At 36.0% G+C, this 23,989-nt stretch carries 9 protein-coding genes; all 9 read left to right on the top strand.

Features of this window, described 5'->3' with window-relative positions; translation table 11 throughout:
* Nucleotides 1–1,088: 1,088 nt before the first annotated feature.
* The 9 genes from ACFG4S_RS28335 to ACFG4S_RS28295 all read left to right on the top strand — a co-directional run bounded on the left by ACFG4S_RS28335 (nucleotide 1,089) and on the right by ACFG4S_RS28295 (nucleotide 23,647).
* Complete coding sequence (locus ACFG4S_RS28335; RefSeq protein ID WP_392536100.1) at nucleotides 1,089–5,369, top strand: beta-ketoacyl synthase N-terminal-like domain-containing protein; 4,281 nt, start codon at nucleotides 1,089–1,091, stop codon at nucleotides 5,367–5,369.
* Between the two features lie 134 nt (nucleotides 5,370–5,503).
* A complete protein-coding gene (locus ACFG4S_RS28330) occupies nucleotides 5,504–7,873 on the top strand; it encodes an SDR family NAD(P)-dependent oxidoreductase (RefSeq protein ID WP_392532242.1) in 2,370 nt (789 codons plus the stop codon).
* A 124-nt stretch (nucleotides 7,874–7,997) separates the two neighbouring features.
* Nucleotides 7,998–9,686: an FAD-dependent oxidoreductase gene (locus tag ACFG4S_RS28325; protein ID WP_392532241.1), complete on the top strand. Its 1,689-nt coding sequence runs from the start codon at nucleotides 7,998–8,000 to the stop codon at nucleotides 9,684–9,686.
* 72 nt (nucleotides 9,687–9,758) lie between these two features.
* Nucleotides 9,759–16,730: a beta-ketoacyl synthase N-terminal-like domain-containing protein gene (locus ACFG4S_RS28320; protein WP_392532240.1), complete on the top strand. Its 6,972-nt coding sequence runs from the start codon at nucleotides 9,759–9,761 to the stop codon at nucleotides 16,728–16,730.
* 65 nt (nucleotides 16,731–16,795) lie between these two features.
* The gene (locus ACFG4S_RS28315; RefSeq protein WP_392532239.1) at nucleotides 16,796–18,451 is read left to right on the top strand and encodes a PfaD family polyunsaturated fatty acid/polyketide biosynthesis protein; all 1,656 of its coding nucleotides are present in this window, start codon (nucleotides 16,796–16,798) and stop codon (nucleotides 18,449–18,451) included.
* 816 nt (nucleotides 18,452–19,267) lie between these two features.
* Nucleotides 19,268–20,410 (top strand): glycoside hydrolase family 5 protein, encoded by a 1,143-nt coding sequence (locus ACFG4S_RS28310; protein WP_392532238.1) that lies wholly within the window; start codon nucleotides 19,268–19,270, stop codon nucleotides 20,408–20,410.
* A gap of 189 nt (nucleotides 20,411–20,599) precedes the next feature.
* A complete protein-coding gene (locus ACFG4S_RS28305) occupies nucleotides 20,600–22,000 on the top strand; it encodes a tetratricopeptide repeat protein (protein ID WP_392532237.1) in 1,401 nt (466 codons plus the stop codon).
* Between the two features lie 276 nt (nucleotides 22,001–22,276).
* Nucleotides 22,277–22,759: a PqqD family protein gene (locus ACFG4S_RS28300; RefSeq protein WP_392532236.1), complete on the top strand. Its 483-nt coding sequence runs from the start codon at nucleotides 22,277–22,279 to the stop codon at nucleotides 22,757–22,759.
* A 111-nt stretch (nucleotides 22,760–22,870) separates the two neighbouring features.
* Nucleotides 22,871–23,647 carry a glycosyltransferase family 2 protein gene (locus ACFG4S_RS28295; RefSeq protein ID WP_392532235.1) on the top strand — a complete coding sequence of 259 codons (777 nt, stop codon included), beginning with the start codon at nucleotides 22,871–22,873 and terminating at the stop codon, nucleotides 23,645–23,647.
* Nucleotides 23,648–23,989: the final 342 nt, after the last annotated feature.

Here is a 23,989-nt window from a genome sequence, read left to right as displayed (position 1 = left end):
TACTTACTACCACGAATGGGTCATGTCCGATTGGGTGTATCAATTCGTTACCAACTAATGTTAATTAACGGCGTGATAAAATCACTGCCAGTACTATTTGTACAATTTCCATATGGCTATCGAGCCGGTGTTTATTTTTTCTAATCAGCACCTTAATGGTTCGATCTCTTTCTTGTCGATTTCCTCAACTGAAAATTGTCCGGAGTATTGATATAACAAACAACAATATATCTAAAAAGTTAGGAACTGGTAAAGATTATATTAACGTGAGTTCAACGCAACTAAAAACTAGCAGGAAGTAGTCTAGGCAAATCATTTGGGTAAATATCAATCGTAGCGATGCCTAGGACAAGGTAGCCATCGCACTTCGCTTAAACTAAGCCTTACATGGAGCATACTTTGACCATTTTCTGTTGAATATCGTGTTGTTTCCCGGAAATACCTTCGCTTTCCGATGCTGACGAGGTTTCTGTATCCGAGTATGGCGATCGCCTAAATCTGTAACTAGCAACTTGGGTTACTCAGTAAACCAAAAAGTTTTTCTCCAAAGAGCGATCGCTAAAATACTTACATTTTTTGATACTTTTTGATACACAATTCTCTAATCAACAGAATTGGTATTACACTTGCTTACAAATAATCATTTTTGGCAATGTTCTAACTGAAGAATTTAAGTAAAATTTGGTGTTAAAACAACCATATATCAATGGCTTTACTGTATTTGTATTATAAGATATGACAAAATGCAATATTAAGAAAATATCGCAGTTGAACCCCTTCTTAACCATAACTTTTCCTGACGTTAATAATTTTGATTTATTAAGTAAGGTAGTATCAATACATTAGCCGGAGATTGGCTATCTGCATAAAGATAACCGATCGTATAATTTAGCTTTTGAAATATTAAATGTTAAGAAAAACTTATTATTTAAAGTAACTGAACTGATAAAACGCTCAAAAGTTCGGGATGAATTGGCTGTTGTATTTGAGATGTATTTCTTCTGTATTTAGATACTAGTTAATCTCAAATTTATGTTGCTAATCGTAATTCAGCATTGGCTAAAATTAATGTGTCAGGGATGCAAATGATGCCAGATAACACCAAACAAGTTAATTCTCAACTTCAACAGACTCCTGTAGCAATTATCGGGATGGCTTGTATTTTACCACAGGCTAGAAATTTACAAGAATATTGGGAGAATATAATTAGCAAAAATGATTGTATTACTGATGTTCCTCTCTCACGCTGGAATATAGACGACTATTACGATCCCGATCCCAAGACTCCTGATAAAACCTATTGCAAACGGGGCGGTTTTATACCAGATATTGATTTTAATCCAATAGAGTTTGGATTGCCTCCTAATATTTTGGAAGTGACAGATTCTGCACAAATACTTTCACTACTAGTTGCTAAACAGGCGATGGTAGATGCCGGTTATGGCGATGCTAGTAATACAATTCGCGATCGCACAGGTGTGATTTTGGGAGTTGGAGGTGGGCAAAAACTAATTATGCCACTGAATACTCGTTTGCAATATCCCGTGTGGGAGAAAGTATTAAGAAGTAGTGGTCTATCTGAAGAAGAGACCCATAAAATTGTTGAAAAAATCAAGCTGGCATATATCAAATGGGAAGAAAATTCTTTTCCGGGAATGCTGGGTAATGTCATCGCTGGAAGGATTGCTAACCGTCTAGATTTAGGAGGAATTAACTGTGTAGTCGATGCTGCTTGTGCAGCTTCGTTAGCGGCTTTAAGAATGGCACTGAGCGAGCTGACTGAATATCGTAGTGAGATGATGATTACAGGCGGGGTAGACACTGACAATTCGATCTTCATGTATATGTGTTTCAGCAAAACCCCTGCCTTTTCTAAACAGGAGAAAATTAGACCCTTTGATGCTGAATCAGATGGAATGCTGATCGGTGAAGGGATTGGCATGATGGTACTTAAACGCCTAGAAGATGCCGAAAGAGATGGCGATCGCATCTATGCAGTCATCAAGGGGATTGGTACATCTAGCGATGGCAAGCATAAAAGTATTTATGCACCACGCTCATCAGGACAGGCTGTAGCTTTGCGTAGAGCCTATACACAAGCCGGATTTACAGCATCCACTGTCAGCTTAATCGAAGCTCACGGCACAGGAACTATGGCTGGCGATCCCGCAGAGTTTGCGGCTTTAAATGAAGTTTTTAGCGAAAATAATCCTAAAAAACAACACGTAGCATTAGGAAGTGTTAAATCCCAAATTGGACATACTAAAGCTACAGCCGGCGCAGCCAGTTTGATTAAAACTGCTTTAGCCCTACACCATAAAATCCTACCGCCCACCATTAATATCACCAAACCTCATCCACAACTAAAAATTGAAGACACACCTTTTTATTTGAATACAGAAACTAGACCTTGGCATCGGACTGTAAATGAGCCTTTTAGAAGAGCAGGTGTGAGTTCTTTTGGCTTTGGTGGTACTAACTATCATGTGGTATTAGAAGAATACCAAAACGAACAAAAATACTCTTCTCGTTTACATCACAACCGCCACGAAATTTTATTGTTTGCTGATAATCCAACTCAATTGCAAACTCGGTGTCAATCAGTTCTCCAAGAATTACAATCTACAACTAGAGAACAGCATTATGCAGAACTAGTTGATGCTTGTAAAGCCTTAGCAATTCCCCCTAAATCTGCTAGATTAGGATTTATTGCTGAGTCTGTAACAGAAATTTGTGAATGCTTAGAAATTGCAATTAATTTACTCAGAAATCAGGTATCAGCAGAGTCATGGGAACATCCCCAAGGCATTTACTATCGCAAAACAGGTATAGATTCTCAAGCGAAAATAGTTGCTTTGTTTTCAGGGCAAGGTTCTCAGTATTTAGAGATGGGTAAGGAATTAACCTACAACTTCCCAATACTCCGCCAAGCCTATGCTCAAATGGATAGCATCTTGTTAAAAGATGGATTATCACCTATTTCCGATTTGGTATTTCCTACTCCTGTTTTTACCCAGGCTGAAAAAGATGCTCAAGTAGCAACATTGCAACGTACTGAAAATGCTCAAGCTGCAATTAGTGTTTTGAGTGTTGGTCTATATAAGATTTTGCAACAAACTGGATTCAAACCTGATTTTGTGGCAGGACATAGTTTTGGGGAACTCACAGCTTTGTGGTGTGCTGGAGTTTTGCAGGATGAAGATTACTTTTTCTTAACCAAAGCTAGGGGGCAAGCAATGGCATCTGTGCAAGATTCTGATGTTGATACAGGAAGTATGCTGGCTGTTAGTGGTGACATTAGCAAATTACCAAAACTAATTACCCATTTTTCACAAATTACAATTGCTAACTGGAATTCCAATAGTCAGGCAGTCTTAGCAGGAACTAAATCTGAGATTACCAAAGTTCAGCAAGTGTTGAATCAACAAGGTTATTCCTGTACCTTACTAACTGTTTCTGCGGCTTTTCATACTTCCTCGATCGGCTACGCTCAAAAGCCTTTTGCCCAAGCAATTAAAACTGTAAAATTCAATCAACCTCAAATTCCTGTATTCTCGAATCTTACAGGAAGTCTTTATCCACAAAACCCAGAACAAATTCGGCAAATTTTAGTCGAGCATCTTCTCAATCCTGTTTTATTTAAGCAGGAAATTGAAAATATTTATGCAGATGGTGGCTACTGTTTTGTAGAATTTGGACCGAAGCCAGTTCTGACAAATTTAGTCAAAAATATTCTCGGTAAAAGGCCACATTTAGCAATAGCGTTAAATCCTCAAAGTCGCCATCAATTCAAAGATAGCGATCGTGCATTCCGTGAAGCGATTGTCCAGCTACGGGTCAATGGATTAGCTCTGGGCGAACTCGATCCTTATCAAGTCCAACAAAAAGTACCTAATAGTAGTCCTAAAAAGAGTTTGAATGTACGTTTAAACGGCAGCAATTATGTCAGTGAAAAAACTAGAAATGACTTTGAAGAATCTTTAAAAAATGGACATCAAATCAAATCTCAGATTCAATTAAAACAAGATTCCGTCAAATCAGAATTAAAAGCCAGTGGACAATATTCAGGTGGAAATGGAAATGGAAATGGAAATGGAAACGGTAACGGTAATGGTCGGTCTATAAACGATAAACATCCACAACCTAAAATTCAAACACCTGAAAACGGACAAAGAAGCACTAATCAGCCCCCTAAGCCTTCTCAAACGCAATCTGTAACCTCTAAATCCCAAAAATCAATGCTAACTCAATCTCAATCTACATCAGCAAAAGTTTCTCAACAGCAACCACTTGCTCCTTTACAAGACCAGTTCATTATCGAAAGTTTTGAGCGCATGAGTATGCGTTATTACGAACACCAATCTGAAGTATTACGTGTTCAAGAACAATACTTGAAAAATCAAGGAGAAGCTTCCCAAAGATTTCTCCAGTTGATGGAACAAATGATCGAACAAAACTATTCTGTCTTGATTGCAGAAGACGCTAACGATAATTTTCATCAAAAACAATTGACTAATTTTCCTGCTTACTCTTCATCAAAAGAGGAAGAAGAAATTATCAACATCCAAGAAATCAGAAATAAATCAAACATTGACACAAATACTATCGCTTCTCAAAATCTGGATGTAGACTCTACTCTCATAACTACCTCAATCAATGTCCCAGAGTCAATACCAGAAAATGTTTCAAATCAAAGTCAACCAATAATTTCCACCAAAATAGAATCTCAAGAAGCAGCAATTTCCTCACAATCACCATCTATTGATTTAGCTTGGTTGAGCCAATCTTTATTATCAATAGTTAGTGATAAAACAGGTTATCCAACTGAGATGTTGGAGTTAAAGATGGATCTGGAAGCCGATTTAGGTATCGATTCCATCAAACGAGTAGAAATCCTCGCAGCAATGCAGGATATATCTCCTGATTTACCATCATTAAATCCTGAAAAGCTATCAGAACTGAGAACTTTAGCCCAAATTGTCGAATATATGGGCAATACAACTTCAATTCCACAAACAATCGAAAAAGATTTTGTCGCCAAATTCGAGAAAGTAGAATCAATAGCAGAACAAAGTGATTTTATTACTCCATCAGATTTAGAAGTTTTGGCTCAATCTCTCCTAGAAATAGTTAGTGATAAAACAGGTTATCCGACTGAAATGTTGGAGTTAAAAATGGATCTGGAAGCAGATTTAGGTATTGATTCTATCAAACGAGTAGAAATCCTCGCAGCAATGCAGGATATATCTCCTGATTTACCATCATTAAATCCTGAAGAGCTATCAGAACTGAGAACTTTGGGGCAAATTGTCGAATATATGGGTCAACGGTCATTAGCGGCTGAAAAAAAAACTTTGATCAAAATATAGAAATCTCTAAAGTATCTCTAACTCATACAATTCAACGGGGATGGGCAAAACTAGAGTATTTACCCACCCCAGATAAATTGGATTGCACTTTGAGTAAACAGATGTGCTGTTTACTTACTGTAGACGGTAGTCCAATGAGTATCAAGTTAGCTCAGTATTTAGCAGTACAAGGATGGAAAGTGGTTTTGCTCAGCTTCCCAGAATCAATTGTTAGCGATCGCCTCCCACTACCAACAGGAATGAATCATGTAAGGCTATCGGATATGAGCGAGGAGCATTTGCAGCAACAGCTAAAAGCGATCGCTCAAAATTATGGCTCTATTGGGGCGTTCATTCATCTAAGTCCCCTAACTGCAACTGCTACTACAGCTAAAGCAATTCTGAAACAAGTCTTTCTAATAGCAAAATATCTGAAAAAGCCGCTTAATGAAGCAGCTAAACAAGGACGTAGTTGGTTTGTAACTGTATCTCGTTTAGATGGAAATTTGGGAATAGGAAGAAGCTCCGATTTTAATCCTATTCATGGAGGTTTATTTGGGTTAACAAAAACCCTGAATTTGGAATGGGAAAAAGTATACTGTCGAGCCATAGATATCAGTTCTGAGATTAATCCTGAGATTGCTGTCCAATCAATTGTTGCTGAACTATATGACACAAATAAGTTAATTTTGGAAGCTGGATATAGTCCTCAAGGACGCACCACTATTGTTAATCAGAATTATGTGATTTCTGGCAATTCAAAAATTAAAAATTATAATATTGGTCAAGATTCTGTATTTCTTGTGAGTGGTGGGGGACGTGGAATTACAGCTCAATGTGTCATCCAATTAGCTCAGGTTTTCCGATGTAAGTTTATTCTACTCGGTCGTTCATCTCTGAATCCTGAACCTAGCTATGCAAAAGGTTGTAATGATGAAATAGAACTAAAAAAGCGCATCATTCAAGATATCTACGCTCGAGGAGAAAAACCTACACCTACCAGAGTAACTAATTTACTCAAAAGCATTGTTCAAGGACGTGAAATTCGAGAAACGCTGTCTAAAATTGAGCAGTTTGGTAGTAAGGCTGAATATATTAGTGCCGATATTACTACAGGTGTCTTAGTTCAAGAAAAAGTGGCAGAAGTCGCTGCAAAATTTGGCAGAATTACAGGGGTTATTCATGGTGCAGGGAATTTAGCCGACAAGTTAATTGAGCATAAAACAGGACAGGATTTTGAGTCGGTTTATGTACCTAAAGTTTTAGGACTAGAAACACTGCTCAGTTGTGTCGAGATACAGCAGCTGCATCATCTAGTTGTGTTTTCATCCGCAGCTGGATTCTACGGCAATATTGGTCAATCTGATTATGCGATCGCTAATGAAATTCTCAACAAATTTGCTCATCACTTCAAGCATCAATATCCCAACTGTCACGTTATTTCCTTAAATTGGGGCCCCTGGGATGGAGGTATGGTGACACCGGAAGTAAAACAAATTTTTGCTAAACGTAATATTGAAGTAATTCCCGTTGAAGTTGGAACTCAAATGCTTGTTGAAGAGTTAGCATTTGGTCATCAAGATCGAGTACAGGTATTAGTTGGTGGTTCTCTTGCTACCCTACATAGCTCATTAGAACCAGAAATGCAAACTTACCGCGTCCGGCGCAAGTTAACTCTAGAAGCCAATCCTTTTTTGCAAGATCATATAATTGGAGAACATCCCGTATTACCACTCACTTATTCTATAGCCTGGATGGTTAATACTTGCGAACAATTATATCCAGGTTATAAATTTTTCAGTTTCAGTAACTGTAAAGTCTTGAAAGGGATTGTTTTTGATGAAAGCTTGGCAAATGAATATATTGTGGACTTGAAAGAAGTCAACAAATCTGCCGATAAGGAAATAGAATTAGCAGTTACTATTTGGAGTAACACAACAGCAGAAAGACCACGATATCATTACACGGGACAAATTAAACTCCTGCGCCAAATTCCTAACACTCATATCTATAAAGCATTTGACAAAACTCAAGATGAAAATTACTTGAGTCTGTCACCTTACAAAGATGGCACATTATTTCATGGCTCTAGTTTCCAAGGTGTTAAACGAGTTTTAAATATTAGCTCAAAAAGACTGACATTGGAATGTATGAGTTCAATAACAGATGCTGAACAATATGGTCAGTTTTCAGTACAGACGTTTAATCCTTGTACAGCAGATATGCAAAACCAAGGTATGTTAATTTGGGTTCGCCATTTATATCAAGCAGCATGTTTACCTCTTAGCTGTGAGAAAGGCGAAAATTTTCAATATATTCCATCAGGAAAATTATTCTACACTTCAATAGAGGTTTTGTCGAGTAGTAATACTAATTTCAAAGCTAATGTCATATCCCACGATATTGACGGACAAGTTTACTCGCAGGTGTTCGGTGCTGAAGTTATTATCAACAAACAACTAAATTCTTTATTCATTCCTGCTGAAGAGAGAAAAATGAACAAATTGAGTGGAAATAAAAGGTAAGTAATTAAATATTTTCGACTTCATTTAATGACGAAAATCGAGTTAAAACCTATCTCATTGAACTTTTTTCCCAACAATCTCATCTTCACAAATTTAACCATATATCAAGGAAGATTTCGATTCTATGAATAAAAATAAAAATGTCTTGATCGCCGGAGGCGGTATATCTGGAATGGTAGCAGCAACACTGCTGGCTGAACAAGGCTTTAAAGTAGAGCTTTATGAATTATCTAACGAATTAGGAGGCAAAGCTAAAAGTCGCCGGACTAAAAATGGAAATCCAATTGAGCATAGTCATCGAGTGTACAGCAAAGAGTACAAAACTTTATTGCCAATATTAGCAAAAATACCAGATGGAGATGGCTACGTAATTGATAATTTAATTGGTACTGTAGGAGCAATACTTTCAAATGCTAATGGAGAGATTCTAATAAAGCTTCCATTTCGTCAACAGAAAATATTCGATTCACTTGAAAAATTTTTATTTTATCCTATTTGGAACGTCGTACAAGTATTATTAGCAACTTTAATCTTTCCCTATAAGATGACAAGGGTTGGAATCCCCATCAAAGAAAGTATATGGTGTCTCTTCAAGCATATTCAGTTCTTGATGATGTGTGAACAACGTCAAGAAAAGTTATTTTCTGGAAAAAGCTATGGAGAGTTTCTGGAGATAGAAAATAAAAGTGATAATTTTAAAAGATTTATATCGGCTTTTATATCAGTGATAGTTGCAGCTAGATTGGAGACTGAGGCTATAGGCTGTGCGAGATTGTTCAATCATTCTATCTTGGAAATGAGAACGACAATCAAGGGATTTGAACACTTAAGTAGAACCATGATTATGAATGGACCTACTAGCGAACGCCTTTTTAAGGCTTGGCACAAATATTTAACTGATTTAGGTGTTGATATTCATTTAGGAGTAGGTATAAAAAGTATTGATACAAACAATAATCTTGTCAAATCATTTGCATTTACAGATGGAACTACAGCAACGGCAGATCATTATATTTGTGCAGTTCCTCTAGTTGTACTTGCAGATTTGGTGAAACAAGATGGTTTGGCGAATATCGATCCATCATTTTTAAATGTCGATCAGCCGAAGATGGAATGGTCTAATAGCGTCCAATTTTTTCTGAAGGCATTACCTACTAACAATGCAACTTTTTTCCAGCCTGGTGTTTTAAACTTACATCTAGATAGTCCTTGGGATATTGTGAGCATAATCCAAGGAAAAGGAATTTGGGAAAATGTAGAAATGCCCTCAGATATGCCCTATGTGCTGTCAGTAACTTTCTCTAATGTTCATGCTAATGGAGTAGTGTTCAATAAACCATTAATAGCCTGTTCAGATTCGGAAATTTTTGAAGAGTTGTTGACTCAGATGGGTTTTGTAGATAGACATTTAATTGCAGGATGGCATTTGGATTATGAACTAGCCATTATGGAAGAAGACGAATATCAGCAGAAAAAGCGTTTTTTGAGAAGTCATTTGGCGGGTAATGTCTATGATGGCAAAAGAATGATGACTTATGCACCATTGTGCTTGATGCGACCCAACCAAAAGCCGCTCAAAACTGTTTCACAAATATCGAATTTCTATTTAGCTGGGGAGCATGTTGATACTTACTATAGAATACCAACTATGGAAAAAGCAGCAGAGTCTGGTCAAAGATGCGCTATGCAAATTATGAGGCAAGTAGACACAAGTGTAGCAGAAGCGATGAAACCACAAGATAATGATTTGATTAAGCCATTTTTATTTGTCCAACGTTTAGATAATTTACTCTATGAGTGGCAATATCAATAAATCTCTTTGCTCGCTCAATTAGAGGTTTCATCAAAGTTTTTCTAAAGTAGATTACCTTTATAAAATCCCATCATGACATCTATTGCAATTGTTGGTCTATCTTGTCTTTTTCCAGGTGCAGATACTCCTGAAAAATATTGGCATAATTTAGTTGAACAAAAAGATTTGACCTCTTTAGCAAATGAAGAACAAATGGGGATAGATGCAAATCTATTTTACGATGCAGTCAAAGGTAAAACTGACAAATACTATTGTATGAGGGGTGGCTATATTCGAGATTTTGATTTTGATGCTACTGGATATGAAATTGCTCCATCAATCCTGACAAATTTAGATAAAATTTATCAATGGTGTCTTTACGTCTCAAAACAGGCTTTACAAGATAGTGGTTATTTAGAAAACCGCTCTGTTTTGTCAAATTGTGGTGTTATTTTGGGAAATCTTTCTTTTCCTACTAGATATTCTCATCGACTTTTTGCACCTATCTATCACAAAGTAATTAATTCAGCCATCCAAGAGCTTTTACAAGATAAATCCTTCCATTTACAGAAATTATCTAGTGGTTTATCTCCTCTGAATGGTCTGTTATCTGGGTATCCAGCAGCATTGATCGCTCAAGCATTATCTCTTTCCCGCATCAACTTTTCTTTAGATGCTGCCTGTGCTTCATCGCTATATGCAATTAAACTAGCCTGTGATTACTTGTTATCAGGCAAAGCTGACTTAATGTTAGCAGGTGCAGTTAGTTGTACTGAACCGCTCTTCATCCATCTGGGATTTTCTATCTTCCAAGCCTATCCCGAAAATGGTGTGACACGTCCCTTAGATAAGTCATCAGCAGGACTAATTGCTGGAGAAGGGGCTGGAATGATAGTGCTGAAGCGATATGATGATGCACTTCGAGATGGCGATCGCATTTATGCTACCATCAACGGTATTGGATTATCTAACGATGGTAAAGGAAAATTTGTCCTCAATCCCAATCCCAAAGGTCAAATTTTGGCCTTTGAAAGAGCCTATAGGAATGCAGACATCAATCCTAATAGTATTGATTATGTAGAGTGTCACGCAACAGGAACACCTATCGGAGACATCACAGAACTCAACTCTATGGATGCCTTCTTCGGTAAACATCAAGCCTCCCCATTGATTGGTTCTGTCAAGTCAAACTTTGGTCATTTGTTAAGTACCGCAGGTATGACAGGACTAATTAAAGTGATTCTCAGCATGAACAACGAGATAATTCCGCCAACAATTAACTTGATTGAACCTCTAAGTTCAGATAATGGAGGGATTTCAGCAAACCAAATAGTGAGTTCAGCCATACCCTGGCCAAATAACGCCTCTATTAAACATGCCGCAGTTAATGCTTTTGGTTTTGGTGGTACAAATGCTCATTTGATTCTAGAGTCTTCAAAGAAAGAAAATTTAGATTTAGGCTTGACAACAAACAACCTAATTAAACCTACTCCAAATAATTCTAGCGAAAATCGTTTAGCGATCGTCGGTATGGAAGCTTGCTTTGGCTCCTGTGAAGGCTTAGATGCTTTTGATCGCACAATCTACGAAGCTCACCAACATTTTATCCCTGTTCCGCCTCAACGATGGAAAGGAATTGAATCACAATCTGAATTACTCAAAGACTACGACTTTGTGGATGGACAAGCCCCTCATGGAGCATATATTCAGGATTTCGATCTTGATTTTTTTCGCTTCAAAATTCCATCTAATGACGAAGAACAACTAATTCCTCAACAGTTGTTAATGCTAAAAATTGCTGACAATGCTATTAAAGATGCAGGAATAGCTGAGGGAGGAAATGTTGCTGTTATTATAGCAATGGGAACAGAACTAGCATTACATCAGTATATTGGGCGTATTGATTTATCTTGGCAAATTCCAGCCAGTTTACAATCAGGGAATATTGGCTTGTCACCTCAAAAAATTGCCGAGTTAGAAACCATTGTCAAAAATAGTCTCTATCCTGAGCCAGGAGTAAATGATTATACTAGTTTTATAGGTAATATTATAGCGGCTAGAATTTCAGCATTATGGGATTTTTCAGGGCCGGCATTTACCGTTTCTGCCGAAGAGAATTCAGTTTTTAAATCCTTGGAAATAGCTCAAATCTTATTGAGTCAAGGTGAAGTAGATGCGGTTGTAGTGGGGGCTGTGGATTTAGCAGGCGGTTTTGAAAATGTCCTGTTACGCCATCAGCTAGCACCTGTGAATACGGGAACTCATACATTAAGCTATGATACCAATGCTAATGGCTGGATGGTTGGAGAAGGTGCAGGTGCAGTTGTTCTAAAACGTTATGAAACAGCTCAACAGCAGCAAGAACGAATTTATGCCATTATTGATGCGATCGCTTTAGTACAAAATAATACTAAAGATAAATCTTTAGAATCAGTTCAACAAGCTTGTCAGCAAGCATTTAATCTCGCAAACATTCAACCTCAAGATATTGGTTACCTAGAAGTTTTCGGTAGTGGTATTGCTCAAGAAGATGCTGCTGAAATCACAGGATTGAATCTAGCATATAGACAATATAAAGAATCACAAAATGAGACTTTAACTTGCTGTATTGGCAGTATTAAAGCCAATATTGGTCATACATACGCTGCTTCTGGTATGGCTAGTTTAATTAAAACTACCCTCTGCTTATATCATCGATACATTCCTGCTACTCCTCAATGGTCAAAACCTAAAAATTTAGAAAATTGGCAGAATAGTATCTTCTATGTTGCCAGTGACTCCAGAACTTGGTTCTTAGATGAAGGAATATCTAAAAGAATTGCCGCTATCAATGGACTTGGTTTAGACGGTACTTATGCTCACTTGATTATATCGGAAGAAACGAGCCAAAAAGAGCGTCCCAGTAAGTATTTAGAACAAACTCCTTTTTATCTTTTTCCTTTGGTTGCTGACGATCAATCCGCTTTGCTTGCACAGATTCATCAGTTAAAGCAGCAGATAGAAAATACTCCATCTTTATCAAGCATTGCTACTCAAACTTATCAAACTTTTCAACAGACTATTCAAGCAAATTATAAGTTAGCCATTGTTGGTCATAATCAAGAGGAATTACTGAAAGAAATTAACTTAGCAATTCATGGGATCAGTAAAGCATTTCAGCAAAAATCGCAATGGAAAACTCCCCTGGGTAGTTATTTTACAGCTAATCCTTTAGGTAAAAAAGGGAAAGTTGCTTTTGTCTATCCTGGTATGGCTAGTGCTGATATCGGACTAGGAAAAGATATTTTTCGATTATTTCCTCAAGTTTATCAGACTTTTTCCAACTCAGTACCTAATGTTAGTCAGTCACTCTGTGAAAAACTAATTTATCCTAGAAGTTTAACTAAACTTTCAGAAACAAATAAAATAGCAAAAGTAGAACAATTTTTTAATAATGGGGTAGCTATGTGTTTGACCAGCACTAGCTTGGCATTTCTATACACCCGAATTCTCCAAGATTGTTTTCAAATTCAACCCGAAGTTGCTTTCGGATATAGCTTGGGTGAAGCCAGTGGAATGCTGTTTGCTTTAGGAATATGGAATAGCCAGTGTCATTCTTATGCAAGCAGTATAACTGCTGCTATTATGGCATCACCTTTGTTTAAAACTCAGTTGTGTGGTTCTTGTGTATTAGGTCGTCAGTTTTGGGGATTACCTTTAACTGATAAAGAAGGAAAAGAAAAGTTTTGGACATCTTATCTGTTGAAAGCATCACTATTAGAAGTTGTAGAAATATCAAAACAGGAAAGTCAAGTCTATATCACTTTTATTAATACTCCTCAAGAAGTAGTGATTGCAGGTAATCCCCAATCTTGTTTGAGAATAATTGAAAAACTAAAATGTCGTTATATTACTATTAATTTCGACAGCATATTTCATTGTGAGATTGCACAATCTGCGTATGATGACATAGTTAAACTACATACCATCCCTATTCAAAAGATCCCAAATATTGAGTTGTATTCAGGAGTAACAGCAGAAAAATTAGTTATCAACACTAACTCTCTTGCCCATAATAGTGCAAAAATTTGCTGCCAAACAGTCGATTTCCCACGACTGGTAAACCGAGTTTATCAAGACGGAGCAAGGATTTTTATTGAGGTAGGAGCGAAAAATAACTGTTCTCAATGGATTAGAGCTAATCTCAAGGGATTAGAACACATAGATGTATCAATTAATACTAAATCTGCTGATGACCATACTAATATTATCAGGCTTTTGGCAACACTTATTAGTCATGGTATTCCTGTGAATTTATCCCATCTTTATAGCCCATTAACCAAAGCAGATTTCATAACTAAATCAATTATTAAAAAAGTAATATTAGGAGGTCATAATATTTATGCCAATATTTTGCATGAAGAGAATACAGAAAAGTTTAAAAAACAAATAATATCACAGCCTAATTATAGTCACGTCTTAGTCAAAAATATCAAACAGGAAGTTATGACTTCACCATCCATTTCATTTAATTCTCAACAGTTATTGAAAATAATTCAGCTACAAATTTCCGTATCTAAACAGATACTAAATAGTAACTTGACTATACAAAGAAATATATATAATAGCGAGATAAAGAATCTAAATTTAGAAGCCCAAATTAAGACTTATACTAAACCCTCCAATATTGTCTGGAATGAAGCAGATTTATTAGAATTTGCCCAAGGCAATATAGCCTCTGTATTTGGTCAAGATTATCAAATTATTGATTCCTATTCTCGGCGAGTTAGATTACCTATGCCTCCTTATTTGCTGGTGAGCCGAGTTACCAAAATAGATGCAGAAAAAGGTCGTTTTCAACCATCTTACATGACCACAGAATATGATATTCCCCACAATGCATGGTATTCTGTTGATGGTCAAATTCCCTTATCTATAGCTATAGAATCTGGTCAATGTGATTTATTATTGATTAGTTATTTAGGAATTGATTTTGAAAATAAAGGAAATTTAATTTATCGTCTATTAGATTGCACTCTAACCTTCCTAGATGATTTAGCAAAAGAGGGCGAAACTTTACGATACGACATTAAAATCAACTCCTTTGCAAAAAATGGCAATAATCTACTCTTTTTCTTCAGTTATGAGTGTTTCGTCGGTGAAAAAATGGTTTTGAAAATGGATAGAGGCTGTGCCGGCTTCTTCTCTGACCAACAATTAAAAGAAGGAAAAGGGATAATTTTTACAGAGAAAGAAATAGCACAGAGAAGCCAAATTCAAAAGCAATATTTTGAACCGTTGCTAGTTTGTCAAAAGTCGACTTTTGATGAATCGGATATATTACATCTCATTGAAGGTAATATTGCTGATTGTTTTGGCGACCACTATTGTCAATATGGTTTAAACCCATCTCTGCGTTTACCGCCCAAAGCCATGATCATGATTGATCGAGTGATGTCAATTGAACCTAGAGGGGGAGCTTGGGGTCTAGGTCTGATAATCGGTGAAAAAATTCTTGAGCCGGAGCATTGGTATTTTCCCTGTCATTTTAAAGACGATCAAGTGATGGCAGGTTCTCTGATGGCAGAAGGCTGTAGTCATCTGTTGGAATTCTATATGCTGTATTTAGGATTGCAGACATATACTACTGATGCGAGGTTTCAACCCATTCCAAATTTGCCGCAGGTAGTGCGTTGTCGAGGACAGGTAACTCCAACATCTGCAAAATTAATCTATCAAATGGAAATCACCGAAATTGGTCTGACACCAAAACCTTATGTTAAGTGTAATGTCAGCATTATCTTACACGACAAAATAATTGTTCACTTCCAAGATTTAGGTTTACAGTTATCCGAAAAGAATCCTGAGAATTCAATTCATACTAAAGATCGTGTAAAATCAGCACCTATAAAGGTAAAGTCTCAAAAACCTGTTTTATTAAATGAAGAACAAATCCAAGAATTTTGTACAGGTTCACCTTCCAAATGTTTTGGTTCAGAATATGAAATCTATGATGCAGGTACAGTAATAGTTTCGCGTATGCCTAATACACACCTCCAATTAGTGCATCGCGTCTTAGAATTAGAGGGAGAGCGTCATCAATTAATAAAAGGATCAACAATTGTTACTGAATATGATGTTCCTTTAGATCCTTGGTATTGTCGTCAAAACTCTTCTGAGGCAATACCATATTCAATTTTGATGGAAATTGGTCTTCAACCTTGCGGTCTTTTATCTGCCTACTTAGGAACGACATTATTACATCCAAGTCAAAGTTTGTGTTTTCGTAATCTTGATGGACAAGGACATCTAATTAAAGATATAGACATTCGGGGCAAAACAATTACCAATATCTCTAAATTGGTTTCTTCAATAAATATGAAAGGTAATATTCTACAAAAATTTGAATTTAAAGTGGCCTGTGATGGGGAGGTTTTTTATACGGGAGATGCTTCATTTGGCTATTTCAATCCTGAATCTTTAGCCAATCAAGTAGGCTTAGATAGTGGTCAGGATGTTCCACCTTGGTACGAAACCAAAAATAATCTCAAACTGCCAGAAATTCAGATTGATTTACGCACTCCAGAAAGTCGAAATAGATATTACCAAATCCAGCCTCATCGACCTCATTATCGTCTGGCAAAATATCAATTAGATGTACTGAATGAATTGAAAATAATTACAGGTGGAGGAAACTATAACCAGGGATACATCTATGCTCAAAAGGAAATTAAACCAAATGATTGGTATTTTAAATGTCATTTTTATTTAGATCCAGTGATGCCTGGATCTTTAGGAGTCGAGGCAGTTTTACAAGCTCTGCAAGCCTATGCTTTACATATTGATTTAGGAAACCAGATGAAATCACCCCGATTTGTACCTGTTATGGATCATCAGGTGGTTTGGAAATATCGGGGACAAATTCCTCAAACTCAGACATTAATGTATTTAGAAGTTCACATTTCTAGGATTGACATTACTGAAGAAAAAATCACTTTAGTTGGAGATGCTAGCTTATGGAAACCAAATCTGAGAATCTATGAAGTTAAAAATGTGGCAATTTCTTTAGTGGAATCAGGTTCGTGAAATCTGAAATAGCTGAACAAAAAAAGACAAATTAATTCATCCGTTCTGTAATTAAAAGTATCACCATGACCACAATACCCTTAAATTTTCAAAAGAATGGACTGAGGTTTGACTACCAACCCAATGTTCAAAATCCAGTATGGAAAGGCTCGTTAGATTCAATTGCTTTTGATAATGAAGGTATCAAATCTAAATTACTCAACTTGGAATTACCTTGTTATTTTGTTAGAAAGCAAGGTCAACTTGGGGTAACAAATGAAGGATATTTAGTCGAGCCTAATAATGATAAATCTGAGATCATTGATACCATAACAGCTGTTCCACCTTTAGTACCTCAACAATTAGGCGATCCAAGTTTTCAGACTTTTCATGGAGTTAAATATGCTTATGCCGCAGGTGCTATGGCCAATGGCATTGCTTCAGAAGAATTAGTTATTACTTTAGGAAAAGAGAAAATTCTCAGTTCCTTTGGTGCTGCTGGGTTAGTTCCTGAGCGTATTGAGAAAGCAATTCATCGTATTCAAGAAGCACTACCTAATGCCCCCTATGCTTTTAATTTAATCCATAGTCCCAGCGAAAATGCAATTGAGCAAGGTGCTGTTAATTTATATCTCAAATATGGTGTTACCACTGTTGAAGCTTCTGCTTTTCTGAATTTAACTACTAACATTGTCTATTATCGAGCAGCTGGTCTTAGCCTCAATTGTGAAAATCAAATTGAGATTAAAAACAAAATTATTGCCAAAATTTCTCGTGTTGAAGTTGCCACTAAATTTCTCCAACCTGCACCCGAAAAATTTCTCAAACTACTAGTTTCGCAAGGTTTAATTACTCAGTTACAAGCCAAGCTAGCAGCACAAGTACCAATGGCTGACGATATTACTGTAGAAGCTGATTCTGGCGGTCATACAGATAATCGATCTTTGGTTTGTTTGTTACCTTCTATTCTGAGACTGCGAGATGAAATTCAAGAAAAATATAATTATAAAACATCTGTCAGAATTGGGGCTGCGGGAGGAATTGGTACGCCACAGTCAACACTAGCTGCATTTATCATGGGAGCCGCCTATGTGGTAACTGGTTCAGTTAATCAATCTTGTATTGAAGCGGGAGCATCTGTACATACAAAAAATTTACTTGCTCAAGCAGATATGACGGATGTAATGATGGCTCCAGCAGCAGATATGTTTGAAATGGGTGTGAAACTACAGGTTCTCAAACGAGGAACTTTATTCCCCATGCGATCGCAAAAACTTTTTGAGTTTTATAAAGCCTATAATTCAATTGATGAAATTCCTAAAATAGATAGGGAGGAATTGGAAAAACAAGTATTCCGAAAAAGTTTAGATGAAGTTTGGCAAGATACTGTAGCTTATTTTTCTCAACGCGATCCAGAACAAATTACTAGAGCAGATAATAATCCTAAACGTAAAATGGCGCTAATTTTTCGCTGGTATTTAGGACTTTCTTCACGCTGGTCTAATTTTGGAGAACTAGGCCGAGAAATGGACTATCAAATTTGGTGTAGTCCAGCGATTGGGGCTTTCAACAATTGGGTAAAAGGGTCTTATCTTGCTGAACCAAATAATCGACGAGTTGTTGATGTTGCTGACCATATTATGACTGGTGCTGCATATTTATACCGATTGCAGAATTTAAAATTACAAGGAATTTGTATGCCTGTACAATACTGGCAATATTATCCAAAATTCAACAATTAAATTAATAACGTCCTAAATCGTATATATTTAGGACTTTATGACTTTTTTGCCTCATTCATCGTTTTTTTCTCTACTTTATTAAATGATTTTAAATAAAATAGCCTGAAATGATTGTCTGAAAATTATTTCAGGCTTTTATCTATCCAAAATCATAATTATTGAATCTGCTTTAATATCTGCGGAACGTGAGTTTAAATACATACATTTTTGTAAAAAAATATATACTTTTAGCTACAACATTATATGCGCTTACCCTGCTTTTAATTCTACCACCTGAATCCTTCCGTATTTGTGTACTAAAAAATAGCGATCGCTTGCGTATTCCTTTCTGGGAGTAACATATTGGTGTATTCATGGAGATCTTGATAATCTAGAAAACCTTTAAAGATTAGCTAATCTCTTCTTAATATCTATAAATTATACTTGCAGACGATAAAGAAAGCAGATTAATTCTGTTCTTTTGTAAACATTATGTCAATATCACTCATCAAGTTATTAAGTTTACATCAACATCGGAAATTAGGCTTTATTTTCTAACTTTGTTGGATTCTTAAGCAGCTTGAGAATATTATGCTTGATTCTAAAATAAGGGTTTCGAGTTTAACTAATAGTTTGGCACAACAAGTACTAAGGGATTTCCAAGTAAAAAATACTCCATCGTTGTGTATGCAGAGGAGGTAGAGGACGCAGAGGAGAAAGAATCTGCAACTATGAAAATGGGATAATTAATTTTCTCGAAGTCCCTAAAAAACTATTGCTTTTAACCAACAAGTATTTAGTAAATACAAAAAAATATTCATATTTAGGCAGTTCTGGGTGAAATCCATAGAAAAAAATTACAAAATTACTGTGCCAAATATTATGAGGATAGATACTTCTAAGACTGCAATGCAAATAGAACCACCACTTTCAACCGTTGGTACAACAATTGTAGATGCGAAAGGTAGGCTAGTATTACTTAGAGGTGTTAATTGGTTTGGTATAGAGACTGATGCACATGTACCTCATGGTCTGTGGAAACGAGATTATAAACAAATGCTGATACAGATTCAGAGTTTGGGATATAACTCGATCCGGTTACCTTATTGTGAGACAGCATTGCGATCGCCTAACGTAAGTGGCATTAACTTTGAAATTGGTAGCAATAAAGAACTCCGAGGTAAAACCCCCTTGGAAATAATGGACTTAGTAATTGAAGAAGCCGAACGTCAAGGATTGCTAATCCTGCTTGACAGCCACCGTCTTAACGATCGGGAAATTCCAGAATTGTGGTACGGTGACGGTTTTACCGAAGCAGACTGGATTGATACGTGGAAAATGCTAGCCATCAGATACAAAAATCAAGCTAACGTTATTGGCGCAGACTTAAAAAACGAACCTCACGGTAAAGCTAGCTGGGGTGATAACAACCTAGAAACTGACTGGCGATTGGCAGCAGAACGCGCAGGTAATGCTATTCTCAATGTCAATCCTAATTGGCTCATTGTTGTTGAAGGTGTGAAAAAGAATGTCCCTGGTCAAAAGCTAGAGCATTGGGATGGTGGAAATTTAGAAGGAGTCAAGAACTATCCAGTACGTTTATCTCATTCTAATAAGCTAGTCTATTCCCCTCATGAATATGGCCCAGGGGTTTATAATCTACCACACTTTTCTGACTCAGAATTCCCTGAAAATCTAATTGAGCGTTGGGAAATAGGATTTAACTACATTGCTAGTGAGAATATTGCTCCTATCTTGATTGGAGAGTTTGGGGGACGGAATGTAGACTCAAGTTCCATAGAAGGAATTTGGCAAAATAAGTTTGTGAAATACATCCAAGCGAATAATTTGAGCTTTATTTATTGGAGTTGGAATCCTAATAGTAGTGATACAGGGGGGATTTTATTAGATGATTGGCAAAGTGTTGATTTATCTAAGCATCAATTACTATCCCAATTGCTCCCATCAATGCCAATTTAAACAAGGGATAAAGTGAGTAATTATCCTATATTTAAATAGTTTTTGGTTAAGCCCAAAAATAGGTAGATTAATATTTGTACTCAGGAAAGTCTAGGAGTAAATCTAGACTTATCGAACTGATATGAAACCACTGAAGAATTTACATTCATCTAAAGAAAACATTTTGAAGTCAAGACACTGAGGTTAACTATGAAAGAACAATTACTTATAAATACCAGTTTAGCGGAAACTGCATGTCAGTTGGCCTCTATGTGGCAATTGCAAGAAAAAACAGAATTAGCGATCGCCATTTATCAAGAAGCTTTGCATTTTCAACCAGATTATCTACCAGCTTATCAAAAGCTAGGTGAAATAATGATTAAACAAGGTCAAATAGAAGAAGGAATTGAATATTACGAGAAAGCACTCTATATCAATTTTGATGCAACAGACTTATCCTCATACTATATCTATCTTGGATTACCAATAAAAATCCAAGATAGATATAGTATCCAAACCCAAAAATCTAATTTTATTCAGCTAGAAGATAATCTGAATGGAAAAATTAGTTTATTCGATCAAAAAAGTTTTGACTGTCATAGGAGTGGTTGGAATTTTGTTACCAATACTTTAAAACCTCTGCATAATAGTCAAGGTATTATCTTTGATGGATTTCTGGAAAATAAGTTTCTCTGGAACTACCGAAAACCAAATAAACTGCCTACTAAAATTTTAGAAAAAATGAAACTAGATGGTACATTCAATCTAGTAGCTAGTGCAGAGGAAAAAGAAATTATACCCTATATCAAACCGTGGGTAGGTATTATTCATAATCCCCAAAGAATGCCAACTTGGTTTCAATATGAACAATCTCCCCAAGAACTTTTTGTTAAAGAAACTTGGAAAAAAAGCTTAGATGCTTGTGTTGGTTTATTTTCTTTATCTGAATATCATGCTCAATGGCTACGCGAACAAACAGGAAAACTAGTCTCTAGTTTAATTCACCCAACAGAAATACCAGAAATACAATTCAATTTCCGAAAATTTCTGGCTAATTCTGAAAAGAAAATCGTCCAGATTGGTTGGTGGCTAAGAAAGTTAATTGCAATTTATCAGTTACCTATTGCCAAAAATAATCCTTTAAACCTTGAAAAAATTAGATTAGTACCAATGTTCTGTGACGATGCAGATAAACAACAAGAAGAAATTATAGAGAAAGAAAAAATTATTAACAATCTAACAATAGAACCTATTTTTCTAAGTAATACTAGAGAAATCAAACATCTATCGAATATAGAATATGACATCCTTCTGTCAGAAAACATAGCATTTTTAGAATTGTATGACTCTAGCGCTAATAATGCAGTTATCGAATGTATTGCCAGAGGCACTCCACTTTTAATTAATCCTTTACCGTCAGTGGTAGAGTATCTTGGGGAGGATTACCCCATGTACTATAATAATTTATCAGAAGCAGCAGAAAAAGCTTTAGATACGGCATTAATTTTAGAGACTCACAATTATTTGATAAACTCTGAAACCAGGAAGAAACTATCTCAAGAGTATTTCCTGAAAAGTTTTCAGGAAAGTGAAGTTTATCAATTGATTTAAGCCAATTAATGTTGCTGAACCAAAGTATAAATTACGTAATCACCTGAAGTTTCCGATGGTAATGGTGCAGAACATTACTTAAGATAAGAATTAATTGAGTAGACAATTTAAGCATTTACTGAAACCTAGAGTTACAAAAACTTTTGTCATATAGCTGAGCCAAATCCTTGTCATTTGAGCTTTGATAATTAAACAGTAGCTGTCATGTACTCTGCAACGATTGTGTTATGACCACAACGCATCCCTGCAACTTTAGTAGCATCTGCCATTAGTTTTATGACCGATGCTTCCTATTTAGGTCTTGCGACTACTTTAACTGTAGTTAACTCCCTTGCTGAACATTCAGGACTAAAAAGCATTGTAATTATGTCTACAAATTACCAAATCAATAGCCCAAAAGTCATTCATGAAACAATTGATGCTGAAGTCGTAGTCGTCAATCTTGATGAAAAAAATTATTATAGCCTATTAAAGGTCGCGGCTGATATTTGGAATAAAATTGAAAGAGGAATTTCCCAAGAGAATATTATTACAGAACTTTCTCAGCAGTATAATCGTAGCAGTGAAGAAATTCAAAAGTCTGTAAATACCTTTCTGGAAGAGCTACAAAAAGAGCAGCTTATTTTACTAACCATCAACGATGTAGCTACAAATAAAAATAGTTCTATTACAACAATTCAAGCACAGGTAACTCAACAAGGAATTGAATTTGAACCACCAATATTAGACAAATTTACTAATATGAAATATTTACCTTAATAGGCGTTTATCAATACAAGAAAGCACAAAAAAAACACCAAGTAATAAAATACAACTGGTACAACTAGTACTAGTTAATCAGCCAACCAGATTAATTTTAGTAATTTCATCATGAAAAACAAAGAATTTTATGTAAGTGTGATTGTTCCCGTATATAACGGAGAAAAGTTCTTAGCTGAAGCTATACAAAATATTCAAAACCAAAAATATCAGCCTTTAGAAATTATTGTTATTGATGATGAGTCTACCGATAATACTGCTGAAATAGCCGCACAATTTAAGGACAAGATCCGTTATATTTATCAAAATAATAGTGGACCTTCAGCCGCACGGAATCAGGGAATTAAGATTGCTCGGGGGAATATTATCGCTTTTCTAGATGTTGATGATTTGTGGTCAGATAATGCACTAAAACTCCAATTAGAATGTTTAGATGCTAACCCCTCAATCGAAATTATCCAGGGACTAATACAAGAAATGCATCTCGATAGCTCGATAACAGATAAAGATAAGTTAATTTTTAAGCCATATTCTAAACCATATTATTCTGTTAATCTTGGTAGCGGTATTTATCGCATGTCAGTATTTGATAAAGTTGGCTTATTTAACGAAAAGTTTAGTGATAATGAAGATACAGAATGGTTTTTTAGAGCTTGGAAAAATGATATTTATAAATATTTTTTCAATCAGGTGACACTTCTTTATCGCAAGCATAACACCAATATAAGTTTGAAACAAATAAATCCAGCTGATTTAGGTTTATTGAAGATATTAAGAACTGAGATAAGTTTATATCGTCAGCAGGGAAATTCTACAAATCAACAATTCTTGAATTTAGATAAGTTTTTTCAGTATGTAGGTCTGTCACCTGTAAAATCTGATTCCTAAAGATAATCTAATACCAATTTTTTATGAAGCTGCATATAATTCCATCCCCCCTAGCCCCCTTAAGAAGGGGGTAACCAGAAAAACATCTATTAAAGTCCCCTTTTTTAAGGGGGATTTAGGGGGATCAAGATATGTGCAACTTCACGTTAAATTGGTATAAAGAACATCCAATGCTTAAATCGTAGCATAGCCCTCTTTTGTCACTCTGAGAAAAGAAAAATAAGAGCCGAATTTTCAACTGTAGATATAACGAGCATTTGAGCGTTTATTTTCTCACACAATGCCTGAAATCAAGGTTTTTGGTAAAAGTCTTATGCTGTAAGCATTCAAGATTATTCTCTC

Source organism: Nostoc sp. C117 (assembly GCF_043099735.1).
Classification (GTDB): domain Bacteria; phylum Cyanobacteriota; class Cyanobacteriia; order Cyanobacteriales; family Nostocaceae; genus Nostoc.
This window is presented reverse-complemented; position numbering and strand designations above follow the sequence as displayed.

What these genes read in the sequence shown, in the direction of transcription:
- ACFG4S_RS28305 (WP_392532237.1), top strand. Translation starts at nt 20,600, where the DNA reads ATGAAAGAACAATTACTTATAAATACCAGTTTAGCGGAAACTGCATGT.
- ACFG4S_RS28295 (WP_392532235.1), top strand. Translation starts at nt 22,871, where the DNA reads ATGAAAAACAAAGAATTTTATGTAAGTGTGATTGTTCCCGTATATAAC.
- ACFG4S_RS28315 (WP_392532239.1), top strand. Translation starts at nt 16,796, where the DNA reads ATGACCACAATACCCTTAAATTTTCAAAAGAATGGACTGAGGTTTGAC.
- ACFG4S_RS28335 (WP_392536100.1), top strand. Translation starts at nt 1,089, where the DNA reads ATGCCAGATAACACCAAACAAGTTAATTCTCAACTTCAACAGACTCCT.
- ACFG4S_RS28320 (WP_392532240.1), top strand. Translation starts at nt 9,759, where the DNA reads ATGACATCTATTGCAATTGTTGGTCTATCTTGTCTTTTTCCAGGTGCA.
- ACFG4S_RS28325 (WP_392532241.1), top strand. Translation starts at nt 7,998, where the DNA reads ATGAATAAAAATAAAAATGTCTTGATCGCCGGAGGCGGTATATCTGGA.
- ACFG4S_RS28300 (WP_392532236.1), top strand. Translation starts at nt 22,277, where the DNA reads ATGACCGATGCTTCCTATTTAGGTCTTGCGACTACTTTAACTGTAGTT.
- ACFG4S_RS28330 (WP_392532242.1), top strand. Translation starts at nt 5,504, where the DNA reads ATGAGTATCAAGTTAGCTCAGTATTTAGCAGTACAAGGATGGAAAGTG.